The 22,159-nt window shown below is 32.5% G+C and carries 17 protein-coding genes and 1 tRNA gene; 13 read left to right on the top strand and 5 right to left on the bottom strand.

All coding sequences use genetic code 11. The annotated features are described in order from the left end of the window. The first annotated feature begins 163 nt into the window (after positions 1–163). Both V6246_RS10085 and V6246_RS10090 read left to right on the top strand, forming a co-directional pair. Complete coding sequence (locus V6246_RS10085) at positions 164–751, top strand: DUF3575 domain-containing protein (RefSeq protein WP_341560307.1); 588 nt, start codon at positions 164–166, stop codon at positions 749–751. Positions 752–835: 84 nt separating this feature from the next. Beyond that, on the top strand, positions 836–1,516 hold the full coding sequence (locus tag V6246_RS10090) for a LysE family translocator (RefSeq protein WP_341560308.1): 681 nt from the start codon (positions 836–838) through the stop codon (positions 1,514–1,516). Between the two features lie 84 nt (positions 1,517–1,600). On the opposite strand, the gene V6246_RS10095 is transcribed toward V6246_RS10090, so the two are convergent. The 3 genes from V6246_RS10095 to V6246_RS10105 form a co-directional block, all read right to left on the bottom strand. Then, positions 1,601–1,671, bottom strand: a tRNA-Cys gene (locus V6246_RS10095). 50 nt (positions 1,672–1,721) lie between these two features. Continuing rightward, on the bottom strand, positions 1,722–2,084 hold the full coding sequence (gene folB / locus V6246_RS10100; RefSeq protein ID WP_042496298.1) for a dihydroneopterin aldolase: 363 nt from the start codon (positions 2,082–2,084) through the stop codon (positions 1,722–1,724). Next, positions 2,084–2,293, bottom strand: a complete 210-nt coding sequence (locus tag V6246_RS10105) for a zinc ribbon domain-containing protein (RefSeq protein WP_341560310.1) — start codon at positions 2,291–2,293, stop codon at positions 2,084–2,086. Before V6246_RS10105 ends, folB begins: the two co-directional genes overlap by 1 nt. Positions 2,294–2,407: 114 nt before the next feature. On the opposite strand from V6246_RS10105, the gene V6246_RS10110 reads away from it, so the two are divergent. The 4 genes from V6246_RS10110 to V6246_RS10125 all read left to right on the top strand — a co-directional run bounded on the left by V6246_RS10110 (position 2,408) and on the right by V6246_RS10125 (position 7,330). Next, on the top strand, positions 2,408–4,417 hold the full coding sequence (locus V6246_RS10110; RefSeq protein ID WP_341560312.1) for a glutamine--tRNA ligase/YqeY domain fusion protein: 2,010 nt from the start codon (positions 2,408–2,410) through the stop codon (positions 4,415–4,417). Between the two features lie 21 nt (positions 4,418–4,438). After that, positions 4,439–5,542 (top strand): TPM domain-containing protein, encoded by a 1,104-nt coding sequence (locus V6246_RS10115; RefSeq protein ID WP_341560313.1) that lies wholly within the window; start codon positions 4,439–4,441, stop codon positions 5,540–5,542. Positions 5,543–5,617: 75 nt separating this feature from the next. Continuing rightward, complete coding sequence (locus V6246_RS10120; protein ID WP_341560315.1) at positions 5,618–6,103, top strand: DUF1761 domain-containing protein; 486 nt, start codon at positions 5,618–5,620, stop codon at positions 6,101–6,103. Between the two features lie 66 nt (positions 6,104–6,169). Continuing rightward, the gene (locus V6246_RS10125) at positions 6,170–7,330 is read left to right on the top strand and encodes a GNAT family N-acetyltransferase (RefSeq protein WP_341560317.1); all 1,161 of its coding nucleotides are present in this window, start codon (positions 6,170–6,172) and stop codon (positions 7,328–7,330) included. Between the two features lie 68 nt (positions 7,331–7,398). Here V6246_RS10125 and V6246_RS10130 read toward each other — a convergent pair whose 3' ends face one another. Then, a complete protein-coding gene (locus tag V6246_RS10130) occupies positions 7,399–8,325 on the bottom strand; it encodes an SPFH domain-containing protein (protein WP_341560319.1) in 927 nt (308 codons plus the stop codon). Between the two features lie 77 nt (positions 8,326–8,402). On the opposite strand from V6246_RS10130, the gene V6246_RS10135 reads away from it, so the two are divergent. The 3 genes from V6246_RS10135 (at position 8,403) to V6246_RS10145 (ending at position 12,796) form a co-directional block, all read left to right on the top strand. Continuing rightward, the gene (locus V6246_RS10135; protein WP_159018787.1) at positions 8,403–9,086 is read left to right on the top strand and encodes a hypothetical protein; all 684 of its coding nucleotides are present in this window, start codon (positions 8,403–8,405) and stop codon (positions 9,084–9,086) included. Between the two features lie 16 nt (positions 9,087–9,102). Beyond that, positions 9,103–10,218, top strand: coding sequence for a glycoside hydrolase family protein (locus tag V6246_RS10140; RefSeq protein WP_341560321.1), 1,116 nt, complete (start codon positions 9,103–9,105; stop codon positions 10,216–10,218). A 73-nt stretch (positions 10,219–10,291) separates the two neighbouring features. Beyond that, a complete protein-coding gene (locus V6246_RS10145) occupies positions 10,292–12,796 on the top strand; it encodes a T9SS type A sorting domain-containing protein (RefSeq protein ID WP_341560323.1) in 2,505 nt (834 codons plus the stop codon). A 303-nt stretch (positions 12,797–13,099) separates the two neighbouring features. On the opposite strand, the gene gltX is transcribed toward V6246_RS10145, so the two are convergent. Continuing rightward, positions 13,100–14,611 (bottom strand): glutamate--tRNA ligase, encoded by a 1,512-nt coding sequence (gene gltX, locus V6246_RS10150; protein WP_341560324.1) that lies wholly within the window; start codon positions 14,609–14,611, stop codon positions 13,100–13,102. A 191-nt stretch (positions 14,612–14,802) separates the two neighbouring features. On the opposite strand from gltX, the gene V6246_RS10155 reads away from it, so the two are divergent. The 4 genes from V6246_RS10155 to V6246_RS10170 all read left to right on the top strand — a co-directional run bounded on the left by V6246_RS10155 (position 14,803) and on the right by V6246_RS10170 (position 22,086). Then, positions 14,803–18,249, top strand: coding sequence for a hypothetical protein (locus V6246_RS10155; protein ID WP_341560326.1), 3,447 nt, complete (start codon positions 14,803–14,805; stop codon positions 18,247–18,249). Next, positions 18,242–18,652: an rRNA maturation RNase YbeY gene (gene ybeY / locus V6246_RS10160; RefSeq protein ID WP_341560328.1), complete on the top strand. Its 411-nt coding sequence runs from the start codon at positions 18,242–18,244 to the stop codon at positions 18,650–18,652. Before V6246_RS10155 ends, ybeY begins: the two co-directional genes overlap by 8 nt. Before the next feature lie 83 nt (positions 18,653–18,735). Beyond that, positions 18,736–20,607 carry a tRNA uridine-5-carboxymethylaminomethyl(34) synthesis enzyme MnmG gene (mnmG, locus tag V6246_RS10165; protein ID WP_341560329.1) on the top strand — a complete coding sequence of 624 codons (1,872 nt, stop codon included), beginning with the start codon at positions 18,736–18,738 and terminating at the stop codon, positions 20,605–20,607. A 618-nt stretch (positions 20,608–21,225) separates the two neighbouring features. Next, positions 21,226–22,086: a class I SAM-dependent methyltransferase gene (locus V6246_RS10170; RefSeq protein WP_341560331.1), complete on the top strand. Its 861-nt coding sequence runs from the start codon at positions 21,226–21,228 to the stop codon at positions 22,084–22,086. The last annotated feature ends 73 nt before the right edge of the window (positions 22,087–22,159 follow it).

The raw sequence follows: 22,159 nt of genomic DNA on the forward strand, positions 1-22,159 counted from the left end.
GGAAGAAGGAATGCGTGAAAAATAAATTTATAGATGAAAAATTTTCGAGGCTTCAGTTTATAGCTTAGAATCTATTTTTAAAAATAGATACCGTTAAAAACCTTAAATTTGTAACATATCTGATATAGAGATTATTAAGTTTAACCAACTAAAAACCAACCAAATGAATTTTAAGTTTCACGTATTCAGTATTATTCTATGTATAGGAAGTTTTCAAATACATGCCCAAGAAGATTCCATTGCAGTACAGAAAGAAACATACATAAAAGGTAATGGAGCAACCATTTTATTGGCTGTTCCACATATAGGTATAGAAACTACAGTTGGTAAAAAGTTTAGTTATCAATTTGATGTTATGGCTTCGTTTTGGAATTCTATAGACGGTTTACCTTATAAATTTGGCATTGCCACTTCAGAATTAAGATATCATTTCAAAAAACGTTTTCACGGAATTTATGCTGGTGTACATGTAGCAGGCACAACCTTTAAAATAGCTAAAAACTTTAGAGTTCGCGATTTCGAATATCAGCAAGGTTTGGGCTATATGGTTGGATCTACTATTGGTTTTCAAAAGAAATTAAAAGGCAAATGGATGCTCGATGTTTTTATAGGTGGTGGTTGGCATCAAGGGTATTACAAAGGCTATCATGTAGATACTGGCGAACGTCTAGAACCTGCAACTAAGTACAATAAAAGCGGGGAGTGGTTACCTTACCGCGGTGGTATTATGCTAGCGTATAAAATTAACTAGGTAAAACAATCTCTAAATTTGATGCGTAAATAAAAAATGGTTTATAAAATATTTCATTACTTTGTGTAAACCTCTATTAAATTTATGTTCGACGATATTTTAAGAGCTATTCCTTTCGGAATTATTTTAGCATTCACCATTGGTCCAGTATTTTTTGTACTGCTAGAAACTAGCGCTACAAAAGGATTTAGGAGCGCTTTAATATTTGATAGTGGCGTTATGTTGGCCGATATACTTTTTATATTGGTAGCCTTTTTTAGTACTAATAAACTTCTTGAAAAAATAAAAGACGATCCTAATTTTCTAATCTTTGGTGGTGTACTTTTATTAGTTTACGGTTTAATTTCATTTATAAAAACATCAAAATCTTTTAGAGAAATTGTTCGCGAATACCACAAGGTTGAAATAAAAAAGGGCTACGGAAAGCTATTTTTAAAAGGTTTTTTACTTAATTTTATTAATATTGGTGTGCTACTAGGTTGGGTTGCTTTTATTGTTTTAGCAAACTCGCTTACCACATCAAAAAATGGTGTAGTTGTATTTTTAGGCACTATTTTAATTGTTTATTTCATAACCGATTTAGCAAAAATAGTAGTGGCTAAAAAGCTTAAAAACAAGTTAACACCGCGCTTAATCTACAAAACTAAAAAAGTTATTGCATTGGTTATTTTAGGTTTTGGAGTGTTGCTTTTGGCACAGGCCTTCTTTCCAAAAGAAAAGGAATTACTTAAAGAAAAGTTTGAGCAAATTAGCCCGATAAATTAATATTCAAGAATACTAATAGCCTTAAGAATTATAAATATTGACATATAAAAAAAGCTTCCTAAAATTTAGGAAGCTTTTTTGTTGAGGTGTCGAGCGGATTCGAACCGCTGTAGCAGCTTTTGCAGAGCTGAGCCTAGCCACTCGGCCACGACACCTTATTGGAGGTGCAAATTTAAAAAATTTTTACAATTTCCAACACTTTAAATTACTTTTTATGCTTTTCGGTCATTTTTATAGTTACTCGAGCCACGTCGCCACCAATGGGAGGGTTTAATTTACTTACCCAAACTGTTGCTTTGCTCACCATGGTATCTTCTTCAAAAATACGATTTAAAATACGCTTGGCTACCGTTTCTAAAAGATAAGACGGAATGTCCATTTCTTCTTTTATAACGCGATTTAAAAACACGTAATCTACAGTATCACTAAGTTTATCTGTTTTAGCAGATTCTTGTAAATTAGCTTTAACCTTTAAATCTACGCGGTAATCGCTACCAATTTTTGTTTCTTCTTTTAAACAACCGTGGTATGCAAATACCCGTATGTTTTCAACTTTTATTATTCCCATTAGTTTGTAAATAAATCAAAAATGTTACTCAAGGCGCTCGTTTTGGCTTTGTAAAATTCGGTATATGTACAACGTTTGCACGTTACCGAAGTAAATTTCTTGTTCTGTATATCAAATATTTTAGACCATCGGCCACCAGTGGCGCGCATTTCACCGGTTTCAAATTCTCTATTTGCGCATTTAGGACAACTGTAATTATTATTTTTCATAGCATAGCTTTTAAAATATTAGTTACAAATAATCCAAATTTGTTACGCTTCTTAAGTAGAATTAGGTCAAAAATAACTTGAATTTACGTAATTTTGAAGCTTATTGATTTAAATATGTCTGAAGAAAGAAAATCACTCAATTTTTTAGAGCAAATTATAGAAGAAGATTTGGCAAATGGAATGCCAAAAGAAAATCTTCGTTTTAGATTTCCACCAGAGCCAAATGGGTATTTACACATTGGCCACACTAAAGCTATAGGTATAAGTTTTGGTTTAGGTGAAAAATATAATGCACCCGTAAACTTACGTTTTGATGATACAAACCCGGCTAAAGAAGAGCAGGAATATGTAGATGCCATTAAGGAAGATGTATCGTGGTTGGGGTATAAATGGGATAAGGAATTATTCTCGTCTGATTACTTTCAGCAACTTTACGATTGGGCTGTATATTTTATAAAAGAAGGAAAAGCTTATATCGATTCGCAGTCTAGCGAAGCTATGGCCGAACAAAAAGGAACGCCTACACAACCAGGTGTAGATGGACCTTTTAGAAATAGAAGCGTTGAAGAAAACCTCGATTTATTCGAACGTATGAAAGCGGGAGAATTTAATGAAGGTGAACATATTTTACGCGCTAAAATCGATATGCAACATGTAAATATGTTAATGCGTGACCCGATTATGTATCGTATTCTAAAGAAGCATCATCATAGAACGGCAAACGATTGGTGTATTTACCCAATGTACGATTGGACGCATGGTGAAAGTGATTATTTAGAGCAAGTATCACATTCCTTATGTTCGCTTGAATTTAAACCTCACAGAGAGCTTTACGATTGGTTTTTAGACCAAGTGGTCACAGAAGATAAATTACGCCCTAAACAACGTGAATTTGCCCGTTTAAACCTGAGTTACACCATTATGAGCAAACGTAAGTTGCTTAAATTGGTTGAAGATGGTGTGGTAAATGGTTGGGACGATCCTAGAATGCCAACTATTTCTGGTTTGCGTCGTAGAGGATATACACCAAATTCTATTCGAAAATTTGTGGAAGCGGTTGGTGTTGCCAAACGTGAAAACATGATTGATGTATCACTTTTAGAATTTTGTATTCGTGAAGATTTAAACAAAACAGCACCACGTGTTATGGCGGTTTTAGACCCTATTAAAGTGGTAATTACAAACTATCCAGAAGATAAAGAGGAATGGTTTGAGGCTGAGAATAATCAAGAAGATGATGCCGCTGGTTTTAGAAAAGTGCCATTTTCTCGTGAAATTTATATAGAAAAAGAAGATTTTAAAGAAGAAGCAAGTAATAAGTTTTTCCGTTTGAAATTAGGCGGAGAAGTACGATTGAAAAACGCTTATATTATTAAAGCAGAATCGGTTGTAAAAGATGCTAACGGTAATATTACAGAAGTACATTGTACATATTCTGATGATACGGAACGTCGTGTAAAAGGGACCTTGCATTGGGTTTCTATAAAACATGCCGTTAAAGCAGAAGTTAGAGAATACGATCGTTTATTTTTAGATGAAGCTCCAGATAGCCATCAAGACAAAGACTTTATGGAATTTGTAAATCCAGATTCTTTAAAACTTATTAAAGCTTTTGTTGAGCCAAGTTTACAAGACGCTGAGGTAGGGCAAAGGTTTCAATTTCAACGTTTAGGTTATTTTAATGTGGATAACGATTCGTCTTCAGATAAATTAGTATTTAATAAAACCGTTGGATTACGTGATTCTTGGGCTAAGGTTAAACCACAACCAGCAGCTAATACAAACACTAATAATAATCAGCAAAAACCGCAACAACAATCGCAAAGACAAGCAATTGATGTGATTCAAAAATTAGGAAAAAAGTATACAAATTTACCTGATGAGAAACGACTAAAAGTTAGATCTGAAATTTTAGAATTAGCTAAAGATGTTACTTACGATGAGGTAGAACCCCTTTTTAACACCGCTGTTAAAAAAGTAGGAACTCGTATTGCTGTAGCCCTTATTTTGAAAGTTTTATTAGAAAACGGACAAGCCAAAAATGATGATGTCAATAGCTTTATTGAAAAAGCGTTGGAAGATAAAAATGAGTTATTAGTAGAAGAAGCTAAAACGTTCAATTAAATACTTGGTTACTTACAGCATTTGAGTAAAATAAAATTAATAATCCTCTTGTTTTTTGTTTGGTTTCAACATACCAACGGGCAAGAGGATTTTCCTATTTTAACCGAAATAGTAACCGATAATGCAGCTCTTTTCAGCGAAAGCGAAACCTTAGAACTTCGAGAAAAACTAAAAGCTTACGAAACTGGAACTACGCATCAAATAGTAGTTTTAACTGTTAATTCCTTAGGTAATAATACAGTTGAAAACTATGCCTTACAGATTTTTGAAAAGAATAAACTCGGACAAGAAGAAGCCGATAATGGACTCTTAATTTTAATAGCAAAAAACGATAGAAAGTTTAGAATTGAAGTAGGTTATGGTCTAGAACCCATAATTACCGATGCTTTTTCTTCTCGAATTATTCAAGAAACCATGACGCCTGAGTTTAAAAAAGGCGATTTTTATAAGGGTGTAGATTTAGCAACTTCAGAAATTATTAAGCTTATTGACGATCCCAAATATCGAGATGAATTTACCAATTTAATAGAACAAGAAGGTAAAATGCCTTTATGGGGAAAAATAATTATAGGGTTTATTCTACTTATATTTTTGAGTCTTTTTATTGGGGTTGGATCTACTGTATTTTATAAAGGTTTTAAGCAATTAATAAACGTTTTTCGCGGTTTAATTACTGGTAAAGTAAGTGTTGTATTATTTCCGTTTTTATTAGTGTCTTCATTATTAACAATTGGTTTTAGTTTACCTTTTATTATTATGCCTCTCCTTTTTGGTATTTTTATTATTGGTATCGCATCAGAAAATAATATAGATATTGATCCTTTTGAATATTTAGAAAGTTTACCATTAACAGCAATACCAATTACTATGGTTTCGTTAGTTGTAATATTTATTATTCTACCCTTAATTATTGCTATTTACACGAGATCTAATAAAGACTATGAGTCTGTTAAATTTTCATTTTTAAAAAGTGATAAAAGTTTTATGAGCAAGAATTTCTCTTCTAGTGGTTCTAGCTCAAGTTATAGCCGGTCAGGTTCAGGTTATAGCAGTTCATCCTCAAGTAGTAGTTTTTCTGGAGGTGGAGGAAGTTCTGGAGGTGGTGGTGCTAGCGGAAGTTGGTAATAGCAATTAATTGATAATAAACAGGTTATAATCTAAATTTAATTACCTTTAAAAACTAACTAAACTTTAAATATTATGGATTTTTTTAACCCTATTGCGCTTTTATTAGCGGCTGTTTCTGCATTGGTTGTTGGTTTTGTTTGGTATAATCCAAAAGTATTTGGAACCATTTGGATGAAAGAAGCTGGTTTAACCGAAGAAAGTATGAAAGGTGCAAACATGGCTAAAATTTTTGTTTTGGCTTTTATTTTTGCCTTTTTATTAGCGATGACTATGATGCAAATGAGTATTCATCAAACCGGAGCCTTGAGTTTGGTTGGTGGAGATCCTTCAAAAGCTTTACCATCTTACGCTGCTTTTATGGCCGATTACGGTAATCATTTTAGAACTTATAAACACGGCGCGCTACACGGTGTTTTAGCAGGCGTATTTGTCGCTTTACCTATTTTAGGCACCAATGCATTGTTTGAACGTAAAAGTGCTAAATACATCTTTATAAACTCCGGATATTGGATTGTAACTTTAGGTGTTATGGGTGCTATTATTTGTGGTTGGAAATAGTATTTTTGTAAACTATTAACTTATTTAGAGACTGATAATTAAAATTTTCGGTCTTTTCTATTTCTATTGATACACTATAAAATTTATAACGCATGTAACGAACTTCCAGAAAACTGGGATGTTCTTGTAAAACACGATATTTTCTTGCAAACAGCCTATTTGCAGGCTTTAGAAAATGCAGCGCCAAATAATTTGGAGTTGTTTTATATTGCTGTGTTTGAAAACGATGTTTTGGTTGGTGCGGCTGTTACACAACGTGTACAATTGTATCTGCATGATATGTTTAGAAAAACCGATACGTCGTGTTTTAAAAACTATGTGCGCGATTTAATTTCTAAAATTTTGAAAGGAAATATTCTTGTTATCGGGAATTTAACGCACACTGGGCAACATGGTTTGTTTTTTAAAAGAAACGAGATCTCTCAGGAAGCTTTTTTTAAAATTACACAAACGGCTTTACATGAAATAAAGTCTATTATAAAAGCCAAGCAGAATAAAACTATTAGAATGTTTGTGTTGAAGGATTATTTTGAAAATGATCCGATTCATAAAGAGAAAGAAAGCTTAGATGCTGCCAAGCTACACCAAGTTGTTATGCAACCTAACATGATGTTTTCTATAAAAAGAGATTGGCTTACTATTGAAGATTATACTGCAGCCTTACAGAAAAAATATAGAGATCGTTATAAGCGGGCTAGAAAGAAATTAAACGGTATAAAGGCGATAGAATTATCTACAGCGGATGTTAAGAATAATAATGAAACTTTACATCAATTATATTTAAATGTATCGAGCAATGCGAAGTTTAATACCTTCATTTTACCCGAAAACCATTTTTATAGTTTAAAACTTCAACTAAAAGATAATTTTAAAGTCTTTGGTTATTATTTAGAAGATAAACTAGTTGGTTTTTATACTTTAATTCAGAATAAAAAAACGTTAGAAACTTATTTTCTTGGGTATGATAGTGAACATCAGTATTCAAATCAATTGTATTTAAACATGCTTTACGATATGCTTAAATTTGGTATAGAAAACCAATTTAGAACCATTGTTTATGCACGTACAGCTATGGAAATTAAAAGTTCGGTAGGAGCAGAGGCTAAACCTATGTTGGTATATTTAAAGCATACCAATGCCATTATGAATGCCTTATTAAAACAAATATTTAAATTGATGAATCCGTCGCAAGATTGGGAAGAACGCCATCCTTTTAAAACTTCTTAATAGAACAAAAAAAATCCTTAAAGTTTATACCTTAAGGATTTCATTTTAATTAAAAAAATAGAGTTATACTATTCTTTAATTTCTTTCTTTTTATTGTTTTTCATCGCTTCACCAATTTGGTTACTCGCTGCAAAACTAGCTACCATATCGTTTAGCATATTACTTCCTGCTTGTGGCGAATTTGGTAGTAAAATTAGGTTACTATTAGTTTCGCTACCAATGGCTTGTAAAGTATCGTAATGCTGTGTTACCACTATTAGCGCCGATGCTTCTTGGCTATTAATACCTACTTTGTTTAAAACCTCTACAGATTCTTCTAAACCACGAGCAATTTCGCGACGTTGATCTGCAATACCTTGCCCTTGTAAACGTTTACTTTCAGCTTCAGCTTTAGCACGTTCTACAATTAAAATACGTGCAGCATCACCTTCATATTGAGCAGCTGTTTTTTCTCTATCGGCAGCATTAATACGGTTCATGGCTTCTTTTACTTGCGCATCTGGATCAATATCTGTTACTAAAGTTTTTATAATATCGTAACCATAGTTTTGCATGGCATCGTTTAATTCTGATTTTACAGCAATCGCGATATCATCTTTTCTTAAAAATACATCATCCAAAATCATTTTTGGAACTTCGGCACGTACCACATCAAATACATAACTTGTAATTTGATCGTGCGGATAATCTAGTTTGTAAAAAGCATCTTCCACTTTTTCTTTAATTACTTTATATTGCACAGAAACTTTTAGACGCACAAACACATCATCTTTAGTTTTAGTTTCTACAATAACATCTAATTGCTGAATTTTTAAACTTAAACGGCCTGCAATTCTGTCTACTAATGGAACTTTCCAATTTAAACCAGATTGGCGTATACCTTGGAAGCGTCCAAAGCGTTCTACAATAGCAGCAGTTTGTTGTTTTACCGTAAAGAATGAAGAAATTAAAATAAATAGCCCAAACACAATTAGGGGAATGTAAACGAAATCCATAGAATTTTTATTAAATGATTAGAAAAATTAAGATACGAAAATTAAACTATATTTGGGGATTTATATCCCGAACTAGTATGAAATTTATTCGACCTTTACTGTTAGTAGCCATTACCCTATGTTTTGTTACAAAATCTTTTTCTCAAAAAGGAAATATACGTATTACAAACAGTATTAGTATTGGTGGTGGTATTACACAATTTAATATTGATACCGATAATTTTGAAACTAAAAGTGCTCAAGGTTTTTTAGCCGGAACAGCTGCAATTGTAGATTTACCGCATAAATTTTATAATATGAGTTTTGGTTTACAGCTCTCTGAAAACCATATTGAAATACTAGGTAGGCCAAGTTTAATTAGCTCAGAAGAGGCTTATATTGATTATAAAATATTTGCTGCTCAGTTTTCTTTATTAATGCATATAAAGGTAATACCAAAGCATTTTACTATCGATATTGGGCCAATGTTGCAATATAATAGTAGGTTGGAGTTTGATGATAAAGGGCAAGATGATTATTACATTGCGAATTATACTAATTTATCGGCTAAGGATATTACAAATATTTCTCAATTTAATTTCAACGGAGCCGTAGGTGCATCAGTTGGAATAAATAATTTTAAACTTAAAGCTCAATATATTTACGGATTTACAAACATTCTTAATAAAATTGAAAATCAAAGCTTAGACTTTTCTGGTGGAGATTCTCGTTTTAAAGGCAACCAAAATATGTTAGTTTTGGGTGCGATAGTTATGTTTTAAATTAAAAAAAATAGACATGAAAAGAAGAACATTTATTGAAACCTCTATAAAAGGATCTCTAGCATTATCATCGGTTGGTTTATTATCTTGTATGAACGAGAATAAACCGCCGGAAGCATTTATAGATCGTGTTTTACCTGCACCAATTGGAGGTGGTTTTCGTGATGATAATTACTGGATTTGGGGATCGTCTGTTATAAAAGGCGAAGATGGTAAATACCATATGTTTGCTTCAAGATGGTCTAAAGATGTTGGTTTTGGTAATTGGGTTACAAATTCTGAAGTAGTTCGTGCAGTAGCCGATACGCCAGTTGGACCTTACGAGTTTCAAGAAGTGGTGCTTCCTGTTCGTGGACCAGAATTTTTCGATGGTATGTGTACGCACAACCCAAGAATTGTAAAGTATAAAGACAAGTATTTATTATATCATTTTGGTACGACCTACGATTTTAATCAACCCACAAAAGACAATCCAAAACCAGATGGTTATGATTGGAATGCGGCTTGGTTAAACAAGCGTGTAGGTTTAGCAATTAGTGATTCTATTTTTGGTCCTTGGGAACGTGTTGATAAACCTGTTATAGAACCTAGGCCAGGACATTGGGATGCAACAATTACGTCTAACCCGTCGCCAGCAGTAGATCCGGAAACAGGTAAAATTTTGTTGATGTATAAATCTTCTGTAACTCCAAAACCGCCATTATTGCTTGGTGTTGCTATGGCAGATAGTCCAAAAGGAGAATATAAACGCTTAAGTGAAGAACCTGTTTTTAGGTTTGAAACACCAGGAAATAGCCATGTAGATGTTGAAGATCCATACATTTGGTGGGCAGGCGATAGGTACGAAGGTGTTATGAAAGATCGCTCTGGTGAAATTTGTGGTGAAGAAGGTGGAGGTATCCATATATGGTCTAAAGATGGTGTAAAATGGAATTTATTTGAAAACGTAAAAGCATACAGTCGAGATGTGTTGTGGGATGATGGAACAACATCGCACCAAAACCATTTTGAACGCCCTTTTGTTTTAATTGAAGATGGCGTGCCTACGCATTTATTTGCTGCTGTTGGAAGTGGTCCGGAAGCTTGGAAGTTTGAGAATACTTGGAATATGGTGATTCCTTTGAGGCATTAGGGAGTTTAAATTTTTACGAATTATGATTCTTATACCTTAGTTGGCAATAATATTAAATAAAATATAACTTATTATGAACACAAAATTACCCCTACTTTTTTCTTTATTATTTTTTATAAATATTAATGCTCAAATTGAGTTTAATGATCATATAATAACTAGTGAAATAAAATCAACAATTCAACCATCAACAATTCGTACAGCCGATATTGATAATGATGGGGACTTAGATGTTGTATCATCATTTTTAGTTGATGATAAATTAGTTTGGTATGAGAACATTGACGGAGAGGGTAACTTTGGGTTTCAAAAAATAGTTGATGTTGAAATAGAAGATATTCAGGCAATTTTTATTAAAGACATTGATGGAGATGGAGATGTTGATATTGTTGGTGTTAATGACGGCGGTAATAGTTATAATCATATTGTTTTTTTGTATAAGAACATTGATGGATTAGGAACATTTAGTGAACAAATTATTGTTACTAGAGATATTAGATCTGGAGCAGATGTTGCTTTAGCAGATATAGACAATGATGGTGATATGGATGTTGTTTCAGCTTCTAGTAATAAAATTGCTTTATACAAGAATATTGATGGATTAGGTAATTTTGAAAGTCAACTGGTATTGGAAACTCCTCTTAATGGTTTTAGAGATTTTTCAAAATTCGAGATTAAAGATTTAGATTCAGATAATGACTTAGATATAGTATTTTTAGAGCACGGAACAGTTAATTGGATAGAGAATCTTGATGGTCAAGGAAGTTTTAGTGATCGAATTCTTATCCATTCTATTTCTGGTTCTGATTTTACTTCAATTCATGTACAAGATTTTGATGGAGATTCAGATAATGATATTTTGTATACTCACTTTCATATTATAGGTTGGTTAGAAAATGTAGATGGATTAGGTGATTTTGCAACAAATAATATAATTAATTCAGATGCAAAACAAGCTCAATGTGCTTATACTGAAGATCTTGATGGAGATGGTGACTTTGATATAATATCAGCATCAAAAGGAAATAGCACTGTTGAATATTATGAAAATTTAGATGGTTTAGGAACATTTGGAACCCCAAATATTTTATCGGATAATACTCGTTTACCTCAAGCTGTTTATGCAGCAGATATTAATAATGATGGTAAAATAGATATTTTAACTGCATCTCAAGCTGACCATAAATTACAATGGTTTAAAAGTTTAGATGGTTTAGGAAACTTTAGTTTACCTATAATTATCTCAAAAAATACAGACGCACCTTTTGGTTTAGGAGTGGCCGATTTTAATTCGGATGAACAAATAGATATTTTAGTAGTCTCTGATTTTGATAGAGAAGTTTCATGGTTTCCAAATAATGCTTCTCAGTTTGACGTTCAACATGTCGTAGTTAACCAAACAAACCCTCCAAATTCAACTTTTTCTTATAATCCAGTTTCAGCATATAGTGTAGACATAGATTCTGACGGAGACATGGATATTATTGCGGGATTTTCTAATTCTGAAATAAGTATTGTTTGGTACGAAAATCGAGATGGTATGGGTGATTTTGGAAACGAACTCCCTGTATCTGAAGGTATTAATCAACTTAGGGATATTTACCCAATAGATATAGATAACGATGGAGATATTGATGTTATTTCTGCTGATAGTGGTCAGTATTGTAGAATTAGTTTGTTTAGAAATGAAAATTCAGGTATTTTCTCTACAGAACAAATGATTTATGATCCCATTGGGAATAGTGATATGACGGCTCAAATTTCTTCCATTCAGGCTAATGATGTTGATGGAGATAATGATATGGATATTTTATTTACACTCAAAAGATCTATTGATTCTGGAAACATCACCGTATGGATAGAAAATTTAGATGGTATTGGAGAAACTTTTTCAGATGTGAAATTAATTGATGGAGAAGGCTTTACTGGCTCAATAAGCTCTTTTTATTCTTCTGATCTTGATGGCGATGGAGATATAGACGTGGTTAGTGCTTCTCATAGTGATCAAAATATAGCTTGGTATGAAAATTCGGATGGCCTGGGTAAATTTGGTTCACAACAAATTATTTCTGCTTCTTCAATTGTAACCAATGTTATAAGTTTAGATATTGATGGAGATGGAGATCAAGATGTTATTTCAAACCAAAATGGTTTGACTTTGTTTGAAAATATTAATAGCCTTGGGAGTTTTGATAATGGTCAATTAATTTCATCAATGAGTAACAATTCAATTAAAAGTGGAGATTTCGATGGTGATGGAGATTTGGATTTAGCAACAACATCTGTAGGTTATGATAGGGTTGCATGGCATGAGAATTTAAAAGTAAACAATTTAAGTATAAATGAAAGTAAATTATCATATTTTAAAATATTTCCAAATCCAACAAAAGGAATATTAAATATTATATCTAAATCGCCTGTAACCAATTTAGTAGTATACAATAATATTGGTCAAGTTGTTTTATCGGAATTTAATAAAACAGCTATAAATATTTCTGTTTTAAGCTCTGGTCTTTATTTTATAAAAATCAAAGATGACCTTGGTAATTCAGAAACTAAAAAGATTATTAAGGAATAAAAATACTATTGCAATAACGTGTATAATTAATTGCTTGGTATAGGTCTGCTCGGAATTTCCGATAGGAAATTCCTCTCACTCGTCCACTTTTTCTAAACTAGGTGCTTAAACAAGCTACTAATCATGCACAAAAACATTGTACGTAATTTTGCCCCGTCCTGAATAAAAGCTACATAGTTTTAAACATTATCTATAAAAATCAAAAAGGAATTCGGGTTTGTAATCAATTACCCAAGAACTAAAAAACCACCTTGTTTTCACAAAGTGGTTTTTCAATTTCTATAAAATATTTAAGCTATAAACTTATATTATTTTTACTAAATTCTCAATACGCTTAATAGTTTCATTTTTACCAATCATGTAAATAATATCGAAAACATCTGGACCTTGTAAAGCACCAACTAAAGCTAAACGTAATGGCATCATTACTTTTCCGAAGCCAATTTCGTTACTTGTAATCCATCCTTTTACTTCGGTTTGTAGTTGTTCTACAGTAAAGTCGGTATTAGCGTTTAAAACAGCTATAAGTTGCTCCATGAGCTCTGCTGTACCTTCTTTTAGAGCTTTTTTAGAAGCTTTGGCATCAAATTCTGTAGGAGCTACGAAAAAGAAGCTGGTTAAATCCCAAAAGTCGCTCACAAACGTAGCACGTTCTTTAATTAAATTTATGGCCATTGCAATGTAGCTTGTGTCGATATCTGCTAATTCTGGTGTTGAATTTTTGAATATATCTGCTAACTCTTCGTTGTTTTGTTCTTGCATATAATGGTGGTTAAACCATTTAATTTTATCTGGATCAAAACGTGCACCAGATTTGTTTACTTTTTTCAAATCGAAAGCAGCAATCAATTCTTCTAGTGTAAAAATCTCTTGTTCTGTTCCTGGATTCCAACCTAAAAAAGCAAGGAAATTTACCATAGCATCGGCAAAATATCCATCTTCTTTATATCCTCTAGAAACTTCGTTAGTTTTTGGATCTTCCCATAATAATGGAAAAACAGGGAAACCTAATTTATCGCCATCACGTTTGCTTAATTTTCCTTTACCTGTTGGTTTTAAAATAAGAGGAAGATGTGCAAATTCTGGTGCATCCCATCCAAAAGCTTTGTATAACTGGTAGTGTAATGCCAAAGATGGTAACCACTCTTCACCACGAATTACATGCGAGATTTCCATTAAATGGTCGTCTACAATATTCGCTAAATGGTAGGTTGGCATACCGTCACTTTTAAATAAAACTTTATCATCTAAAACGTTGGTATCAATTTTTATATCGCCACGGATAATATCTTTTAGATGAAGTGTTTCATCTTGCGGACTTTTAAAACGGATTACGTAATCGTCTCCAGCATCTAATTTAGCTTGAGTTTCTTCCGCGCTAAGCGATAAAGAATTGCTTAATTTTAAGCGATTATGCCAGTTGTAAATAAAGGTTTCTTTATTGGCTTCGCATTGTTTTCTTTCGGCATCTAGTGTTTCGGCAGTATCAAAAGCGTAGTAAGCATTTCCTGAAGTAATTAATTCTTCAGCGTAAGCTTTATAAAGAGGTTTACGTTCGCTTTGGCGGTATGGACCAAATTTTTCGTTGGTTCCTGGGCCTTCATCGAAAGGCATTCCGCACCAATTTAAAGCATCAATAATATACTGTTCTGCACCTTCTACATAACGGTTTTGGTCGGTATCTTCTATTCTTAAAATAAAAGTTCCGTTGTGTTTTTTTGCAAATAAATAATTGAATAAAGCAGTACGAACACCGCCAATATGTAGCGGTCCTGTTGGGCTTGGTGCAAAACGCACGCGAACATTTTTGGTCATTTTGTAATTTATAATAAAGCTTAAATTTTTATATTTAAGTGTTAATAGAAACGGTTTTAATCTTTAAAAACTAAGTTTTGTTTCAAGATTTGCGACAAAGATACAATTAACAACTAATTATAAACCTTGTAAAAAATAAAATTGTAGTTTAGTGGGTTAATACGTTAGTACCGAATAGTTTTTAGAAACACATGGATAATTTTAAAAATATACAGCACAAATTAGAGGCATTTATTAAGCGATTTTATACTAATGAATTGCTTAAAGGGGCCATTTTATTTTTTGCTATAGGTTTGCTGTATTTTCTATTTACAGTTTTTATTGAGTATGTGTTATGGTTAAATACCACGGCGCGTAGTGTATTATTTTGGTTATTTATTGCTGTAGAATTGGCTTTACTTATTAAGTTTATTGTGGTGCCGTTGGCTAAATTATTTAAACTTCAAAAAGGGATTAATTATAAGGAAGCGTCCAAATTAATTGGTGAACATTTTCCGGAGGTTAGCGATAAGTTATTGAATGTATTACAGCTTAATGAAAGTGATTTTAAATCGGAATTATTACTAGCGAGTATCGATCAGAAATCTTTAGAGTTAAATCCAATTCCATTTAAACTAGCTATAAATTTTAGGAAGAATCTTGGGTATTTAAAGTATGCGGCTATTCCGGTTTTAATTTTATTGCTTACTTTTTTTACAGGAAATTTTAATTGGTTTAGCGATAGTTATACACGTGTTGTAAATTATAAAACAGCTTACGAGCCGCCTGCGCCGTTTCAGTTTTTTGTGGTGAACGAAAATTTAAATGCCATAGAAAATAAAGATTTTAAACTCATTGTAAAAACGGCTGGCGAGGTTATGCCAGAGAGTGCTCAAATTATTTATAATTACGAAACGTATTTTTTACAACAAAAAGGAATAGGGGAGTTTGAGTATATTTTTCCGCAGCCTAAAACAGAAATTAATTTTCAGCTATCTGCAAATAAGGTTACATCAAAACCGTATACTATAAATGTTGTTGAGGTGCCTTCTCTTTTAGATTTTGAAATGGTGTTAGATTTTCCGAGCCATACCAGGAAAAAAACTGAAACTTTAAAAAGTACCGGTAATGCTATGGTGCCTGAGGGAACGGAAATTATTTGGAAGTTAAAAACAAAATCGACTACTTCTGTCAATTTATTTTCTAAGGACACTATAAGTTTCCAAAAATCGGCTCCTGGCATATTTGGCGTAAAACGAAAAATTTTTAAAAATTTCTCATATACGCTAAGCACGAGCAACGCAGATTTAACAAATTATGAGAACCTAGCCTTTAATATAAATGTTGTTAAAGATGAATTTCCAGAATTAAAACTAAAAGTTGAAACAGATTCTGTCGATTTGCAAAGTTTATATTTTTATGGACAAGTAAGCGACGATTATGGTTTTAGTAAATTACAGTTGGTTTATTATCCATCGGAAGATGAAAAAAATAAACAGATAGAAAATATTCCTATTTCAAATTCTAATATTTCGGAATTTATAAGTGCTTTCCCTAATAATTTAAAGATTGAAGAGGGGATTCCTTATAATTTATATTTTCAAGTATTTGATAATGATTTAGTTAATAGGTTTAAAAGTACAAAAAGCAAGGTTTTTTCTTATAGAAAACGCACAAAAGCTGAAGAAGAGCAAAAACAACTGGAAGAGCAGAAAGAGAATATTCAGGATTTAAATAAATCTCTAGAAAATTTTGAAAAGCAAGAGAAGCAACTGCAAGAGGTTACTAAAACTCAGAAGGAGAAGTCGAACTTAAACTTTAACGATAAAAAGAAATTAGAGTCATTCTTTAAGCGCCAGAAGGAACAGGACGAAATGATGAAAAATTTTAATAAGAAGTTAAAAGATAATTTAGATGAATTTCAAAAGGATAATCCAAAGGAAGACGAATTTAAAGAAGATTTAAAAAAGCGTTTGGAGGAGAATGAAGAGAAATTAAAAGAAGATGAAAAGTTGCTTGAGCAATTAAAGCACCTTCAAGAAAAAATTAGAAAAGACGACTTAGTTCAAAAGTTGGATGAGCTTGCTAAGCAGAATAAAAATAAAAGGAAAAGTTTACAGCAGTTACTAGAATTAACGAAGCGATTTTATGTTGAAAAGAAACTAGAAAAACTAAAAGAAGATTTAATGAAACTGGCTTTAGATCAAGAAAAGTTGGCTAATAAAAGGGATGAGGAAAACACCAAAGAAAAGCAGGATGCACTAAATAAAGAATTCGAAAAGTTTAAGGAAGATATTAAAAACTTAGAAGAGGAAAGTAAAGGATTAAAAAAGCCTATTGATATTCCAAGAGATAAATTGGATGAGAAGGAAGTTGAGAATGAGCAGCAAAAAGCATCGGAAGCTTTAGATAAAAAAGAACAGGAGCAAGCTGGCCAAAAACCAAATGGAGAACCAAAGGAAAGTAAAGATCAAAATTCAAAAGAGGCCAAGGATAGTCAGAAAAAAGCATCCAAGAAAATGATGCAGATGAGTGAGCAAATGGGTGCCGCTATGAGTGGAATGCAAGGCGATCAAATGCAAGAAGATGTAGAAGTACTTCGTCAGGTTTTAGATAACTTGGTTTTGTTTTCTTTCGATCAAGAAGCCTTAATGAATAACTTTAAATCTATAGAAGTTAACAATAATAAGTTTGCTTCATACTTAAAAAAACAAAATAACTTAAAGGAGAATTTTGAGCACGTTGATGATAGTCTGTTTGCTCTATCATTGCGTCAACCTAAAATATCTGAGACTGTAAATAAAGAAATTACTGAGGTGTATTATAATATAGATCGCGCTTTAGACTTACTAGCTGAAAACAGATTGTATCAAGGAGTATCTAATCAGCAATTTGCTATAACCGCTGCTAATAATTTAGCAAATATTTTAAGTGATGTTTTAGATAATATGCAAGAGAGTATGAGTATGTCTATGGGTAAAGGTCAAGATGGCGATATGCAATTACCCGATATTATTATGAGCCAAGAGCAGTTGAATAAGATGATGCAGGAAGGTATGAAAAAAGGCGAAAATGGAAAGCCAAAAAGTGGTGAGGGTAAAAAAGAAGGTGAAGGCGAAAAGGATGTAGAAGGGAAGAAGGAAGGAGAGAATGGTAAGGGTGGCTCTGGTGGCGATCAAAAAGGAAAAGGTGAAAACGGGAAAGAACCTGGAGAAGGTCAAGATGGATTTAGTGAAGATCTAAATGGTGAGCTTTTTAAAATTTACCAGCAGCAGCAAGAATTACGTCAAGCTTTAGAAGAGCAACTAAATAAGGAAGGTAAGTTTGGTAAAGGTGGTAATGGGGATAAGTTAGTTAAGCAAATGGAAGATATAGAATTGGATTTGTTAAATAAAGGTTTTAATAATAGAACGCTTCAGAAAATGATGCAGTTAAAACATCAATTACTTAAATTAGATAAGGCTAGTTTTCAGCAAGGTGAAGATAATAAGCGGGAATCTGAATCGAATACTAATGAGTTTAACAACAGTTCTAATAACCAAATACCTACCGCTAAACAATATTTTAATACTACTGAAATATTGAATAGACAAAGCTTACCTTTGCAGCAAATTTACAAACAGAAGGTTCAAGAATATTTTAAGCAAAGCAATGATTAATTTTAATTACGAAATAGATTTTAATTTAGAGGAAGAAGAGGTGGTTTCTAAATGGATAATAGATGCAATTTCTAATGAAGGTTTTAAATTAGAAGAAATAAACTATGTGTTTTGTGACGATGAATATCTGCATAAATTGAATGTAGAATTTTTGGATCACGATACTTTAACAGATGTTATTAGCTTTGATTATTCCGTTGGAAAAATTGTTCAAGGCGATATATTTATTTCTGTAGAACGGGTAATTGATAATGCAAAGGATTTTGAAGTGAAGTTTGATAGCGAGTTAAAACGCGTTATGGTTCATGGTGTTTTGCATTACTGTGGGTATAAAGATAAAACGGAATCGGACGCTAGTTTGATGCGAGAAAAAGAAGAGTATTATTTAAATCTAATCAAGTAGAAACTTCGGTTTAGGTTTATTGATTTCAAAATAAAAATATTTATGTTCCACGTGGAACACTACAAGTTAAAAAAAGGAAAAGCATGTTTAATGATGTTTATGATGTTATAGTAGTTGGTGCTGGGCACGCAGGAAGCGAAGCCGCTGCCGCTGCTGCTAATATGGGTAGTAAAACACTGTTGGTTACCATGAATTTACAAAACATCGCTCAGATGTCTTGTAATCCAGCGATGGGTGGTATTGCTAAAGGACAAATAGTTCGAGAGATAGATGCGCTTGGTGGGTATAGCGGAATTGTTTCCGATACATCGGCTATTCAATTTAAAATGTTGAACAAATCTAAAGGGCCTGCAATGTGGAGTCCGAGAGTTCAAAGTGATAGAATGCGTTTTGCTGAAGACTGGAGAATGCTTTTAGAAGGAACTCTTAATCTTGATTTTTATCAAGATATGGTTTCTAGTTTAATTGTAGAAAATCATAAAGTGGTTGGTGTAAAAACCTCTTTAGGAATTAGTATAAAGGCTAAATCTGTTGTGCTTACAAATGGTACTTTTTTAAATGGCTTAATTCATATCGGAGATAAAAATTTTGGTGGAGGTAGAGCAGGTGAAAGAGCGGCAACTGGAATTACAGAACAGCTTGTAGAATTAGGTTTTGAATCTGGTAGAATGAAAACAGGAACACCTCCAAGAGTTGATGGTCGTAGTTTAGATTATTCTAAAATGCTTGAACAACCTGGAGATGTAAACCCAGAGAAATTCTCTTATTTAGATATTACAAAACCTTTGGAGAAACAACGTTCTTGTTACATGACTTACACAAGTCTTGAAGTACATGATTTGCTTCGTGAAGGCTTTGATAGGTCTCCGATGTTTAACGGTAGAATTAAAAGTTTAGGGCCGCGTTATTGCCCTTCTATTGAAGATAAAATTAATCGCTTTGCTGATAAGGATCGTCATCAATTGTTTATCGAACCTGAAGGTTGGAATACCTGTGAGGTTTATGTAAACGGCTTTTCTACATCTCTACCCGAAGATGTTCAGTTTAAGGCTTTGCGTGGAGTAGTTGGTTTTGAAAACGTGAAGTTCTTTAGACCAGGATACGCTATTGAATATGATTATTTTCCGCCTACACAATTAAAGCATACACTAGAAACTAAGTTGGTAGAAGGCTTGTATTTCGCAGGTCAAATAAATGGAACTACAGGTTACGAAGAAGCCGCTTCTCAAGGTTTAATGGCTGGGATAAATGCAAGTTTAAAAACCCAGGAGAAAGATCCTTTTACTCTAAAAAGAGACGAGGCTTATATAGGTGTTTTGGTTGATGATTTGATTACTAAAGGTACAGAGGAACCTTATCGAATGTTTACATCTCGTGCTGAATATAGAACACTTTTACGTCAGGATAATGCGGATATTAGGTTAACGCCAAAAGGATTTGAGTTGGGTTTAGCTTCTGAAAAACGTCTGAAACGTATGGAAGAAAAGCATGATGCTGCGGCTAAATTTGTAAGCTTTTTTGAAACACAAAGTGTGAAGCCGGAGGAGATCAATCCGATATTAGAGTCTAAGAATTCAGCTGTTGTTAATCAGTCTGGAAAGCTTTTTAAAGTGTTCGCTAGACCTAATGTGGATATGGAAGATGTGCGTAAAGTTGAAAGTGTAGAGGCGTATATTCAAGATAATAATTTGGATAGAGAAGTGATAGAGCAGACCGAAATTCAGGTAAAATACTCTGGATATATAGCAAAGGAAAAAGTGAATGCAGATAAGTTATCGCGATTAGAGTATGTAAAAATACCTGCTAATTTTGATTACTCACAGATTAAATCTATGAGTTTAGAAGCTCGTGAAAAACTTAAAAAAGTACAACCCGCAACAGTATCTCAGGCATCAAGAATTAGTGGTGTTTCACCAAATGATATTTCTGTTTTACTGGTTTATATGGGAAGGTAATCCTTGATAAATAATTTTGAAATATGCTTTTTTGAGTGAAATGAAACAGGTTTTTTAACGTTCCACGTGGAACAAGTTGAGTTTTGAATTTGATGTTTTGTATGTTTCTTGAGATTTAAAACACGATAATCGGAATATAAAAGATTAAAAAGCTATCGGTTTTTCAATCCAATTCTTTGAAAATAGAAAGCTGTTTTTATAAAATTTGTAAATAGCTTAGAAGAATTTGAATGAAATTTTATTGGTTTTTATAGAGAATAAAATATATGGTTTTTAAATTTCAGGTAAGGTAAACTTCAAAAATCAATCTAAAAAAGTGTGCTATTTTTTAAAACGATGTTGAGCTTTTATATTGAATTAGTTTATTAAATTTAGTTTTGATGTTTGTTTTAAAACTTTAAAAGAGATATAAAATACTCGATTTTAAGAAAATATTTATTAAAACATCGACGTGGTTTTAAAGTGAAAAACTAAACAAAAGAAGAGTGTTTTAGTTTTTTAAATCTAAAAACAGTTTTAATTTCAACTTCAATCTGTTAAAATAAATAAGAAAAAGTGCTTCAAGTATTTATAGAAGTAATCGTTTTTAAAGTGTCAATTAAATAAATTACGTGGTTCGTGGTAAAAAATCAATCAACAAATAAGTATTTAAAAGTAAAAGATTATTCTGTTTCTGGAGAAGAATTTGAGTTAATAGAAAACCCAGAATATGGTTTTTTAGAAACTACACCGCAACCAACTTTAGATAAATTACCTGGGTATTATCAAAGTGAAGATTATATTTCACACACCGATTCTAAGAGAAATGCCTTCGAAAAGGTGTATCATTTGGTGAGAAGTATTTCACTAAAAAAGAAACTTAAGCTTATTAATTCTTTTTCTTCGGAAACAAAACAGCTTTTAGATGTAGGTTGTGGTACAGGTGATTTTTTACAAACCGCACAACAAAATGGCTGGTTGGTCTCTGGTATTGAACCAAACGAAGAGGCTAGGGGTATAGCGAATAGTAAAACAAATAAGTCTGTTTTTGATACAGAACAACTTCAGAAATTTGAATCGAAACAATTTGATGTTATTACGCTTTGGCATGTTTTGGAACATTTACCGAATTTAGAAGATCATATAAAAACCGTTAAAACACTTTTAAAAGACAACGGAACTTTACTTATTGCTGTTCCTAACTACAAAAGTTTTGATGCAAAACACTATAAAGAATTTTGGGCCGCGTTTGATGTGCCTAGACATCTTTGGCATTTTAATCAAGATTCTATTTCTAAATTAGTTTCTAAACAAAACATGAGTGTTGTAAAAACAAAACCCATGCTGTTTGATGCGTTTTATGTGAGTATGCTTTCTGAAAAATATAAAACGGGCAAGATGAATCCGGTTAAAGGATTTTGGTACGGTTTACGTTCTAACTTGAAATCTTTAAGCTCAAAAGAGGCTTCTTCGCTAATTTATATCATTAAAAACAGATAAAAATTATTTTTAGCTATCTATTTTAGATTATTTAATGCTATAACGTCTAAATATAAGCAGGTTTTTTAAAAAT

It is taken from the genome of Algibacter sp. TI.3.09 (assembly GCF_038154905.1).
Taxonomy (GTDB): domain Bacteria; phylum Bacteroidota; class Bacteroidia; order Flavobacteriales; family Flavobacteriaceae; genus Algibacter.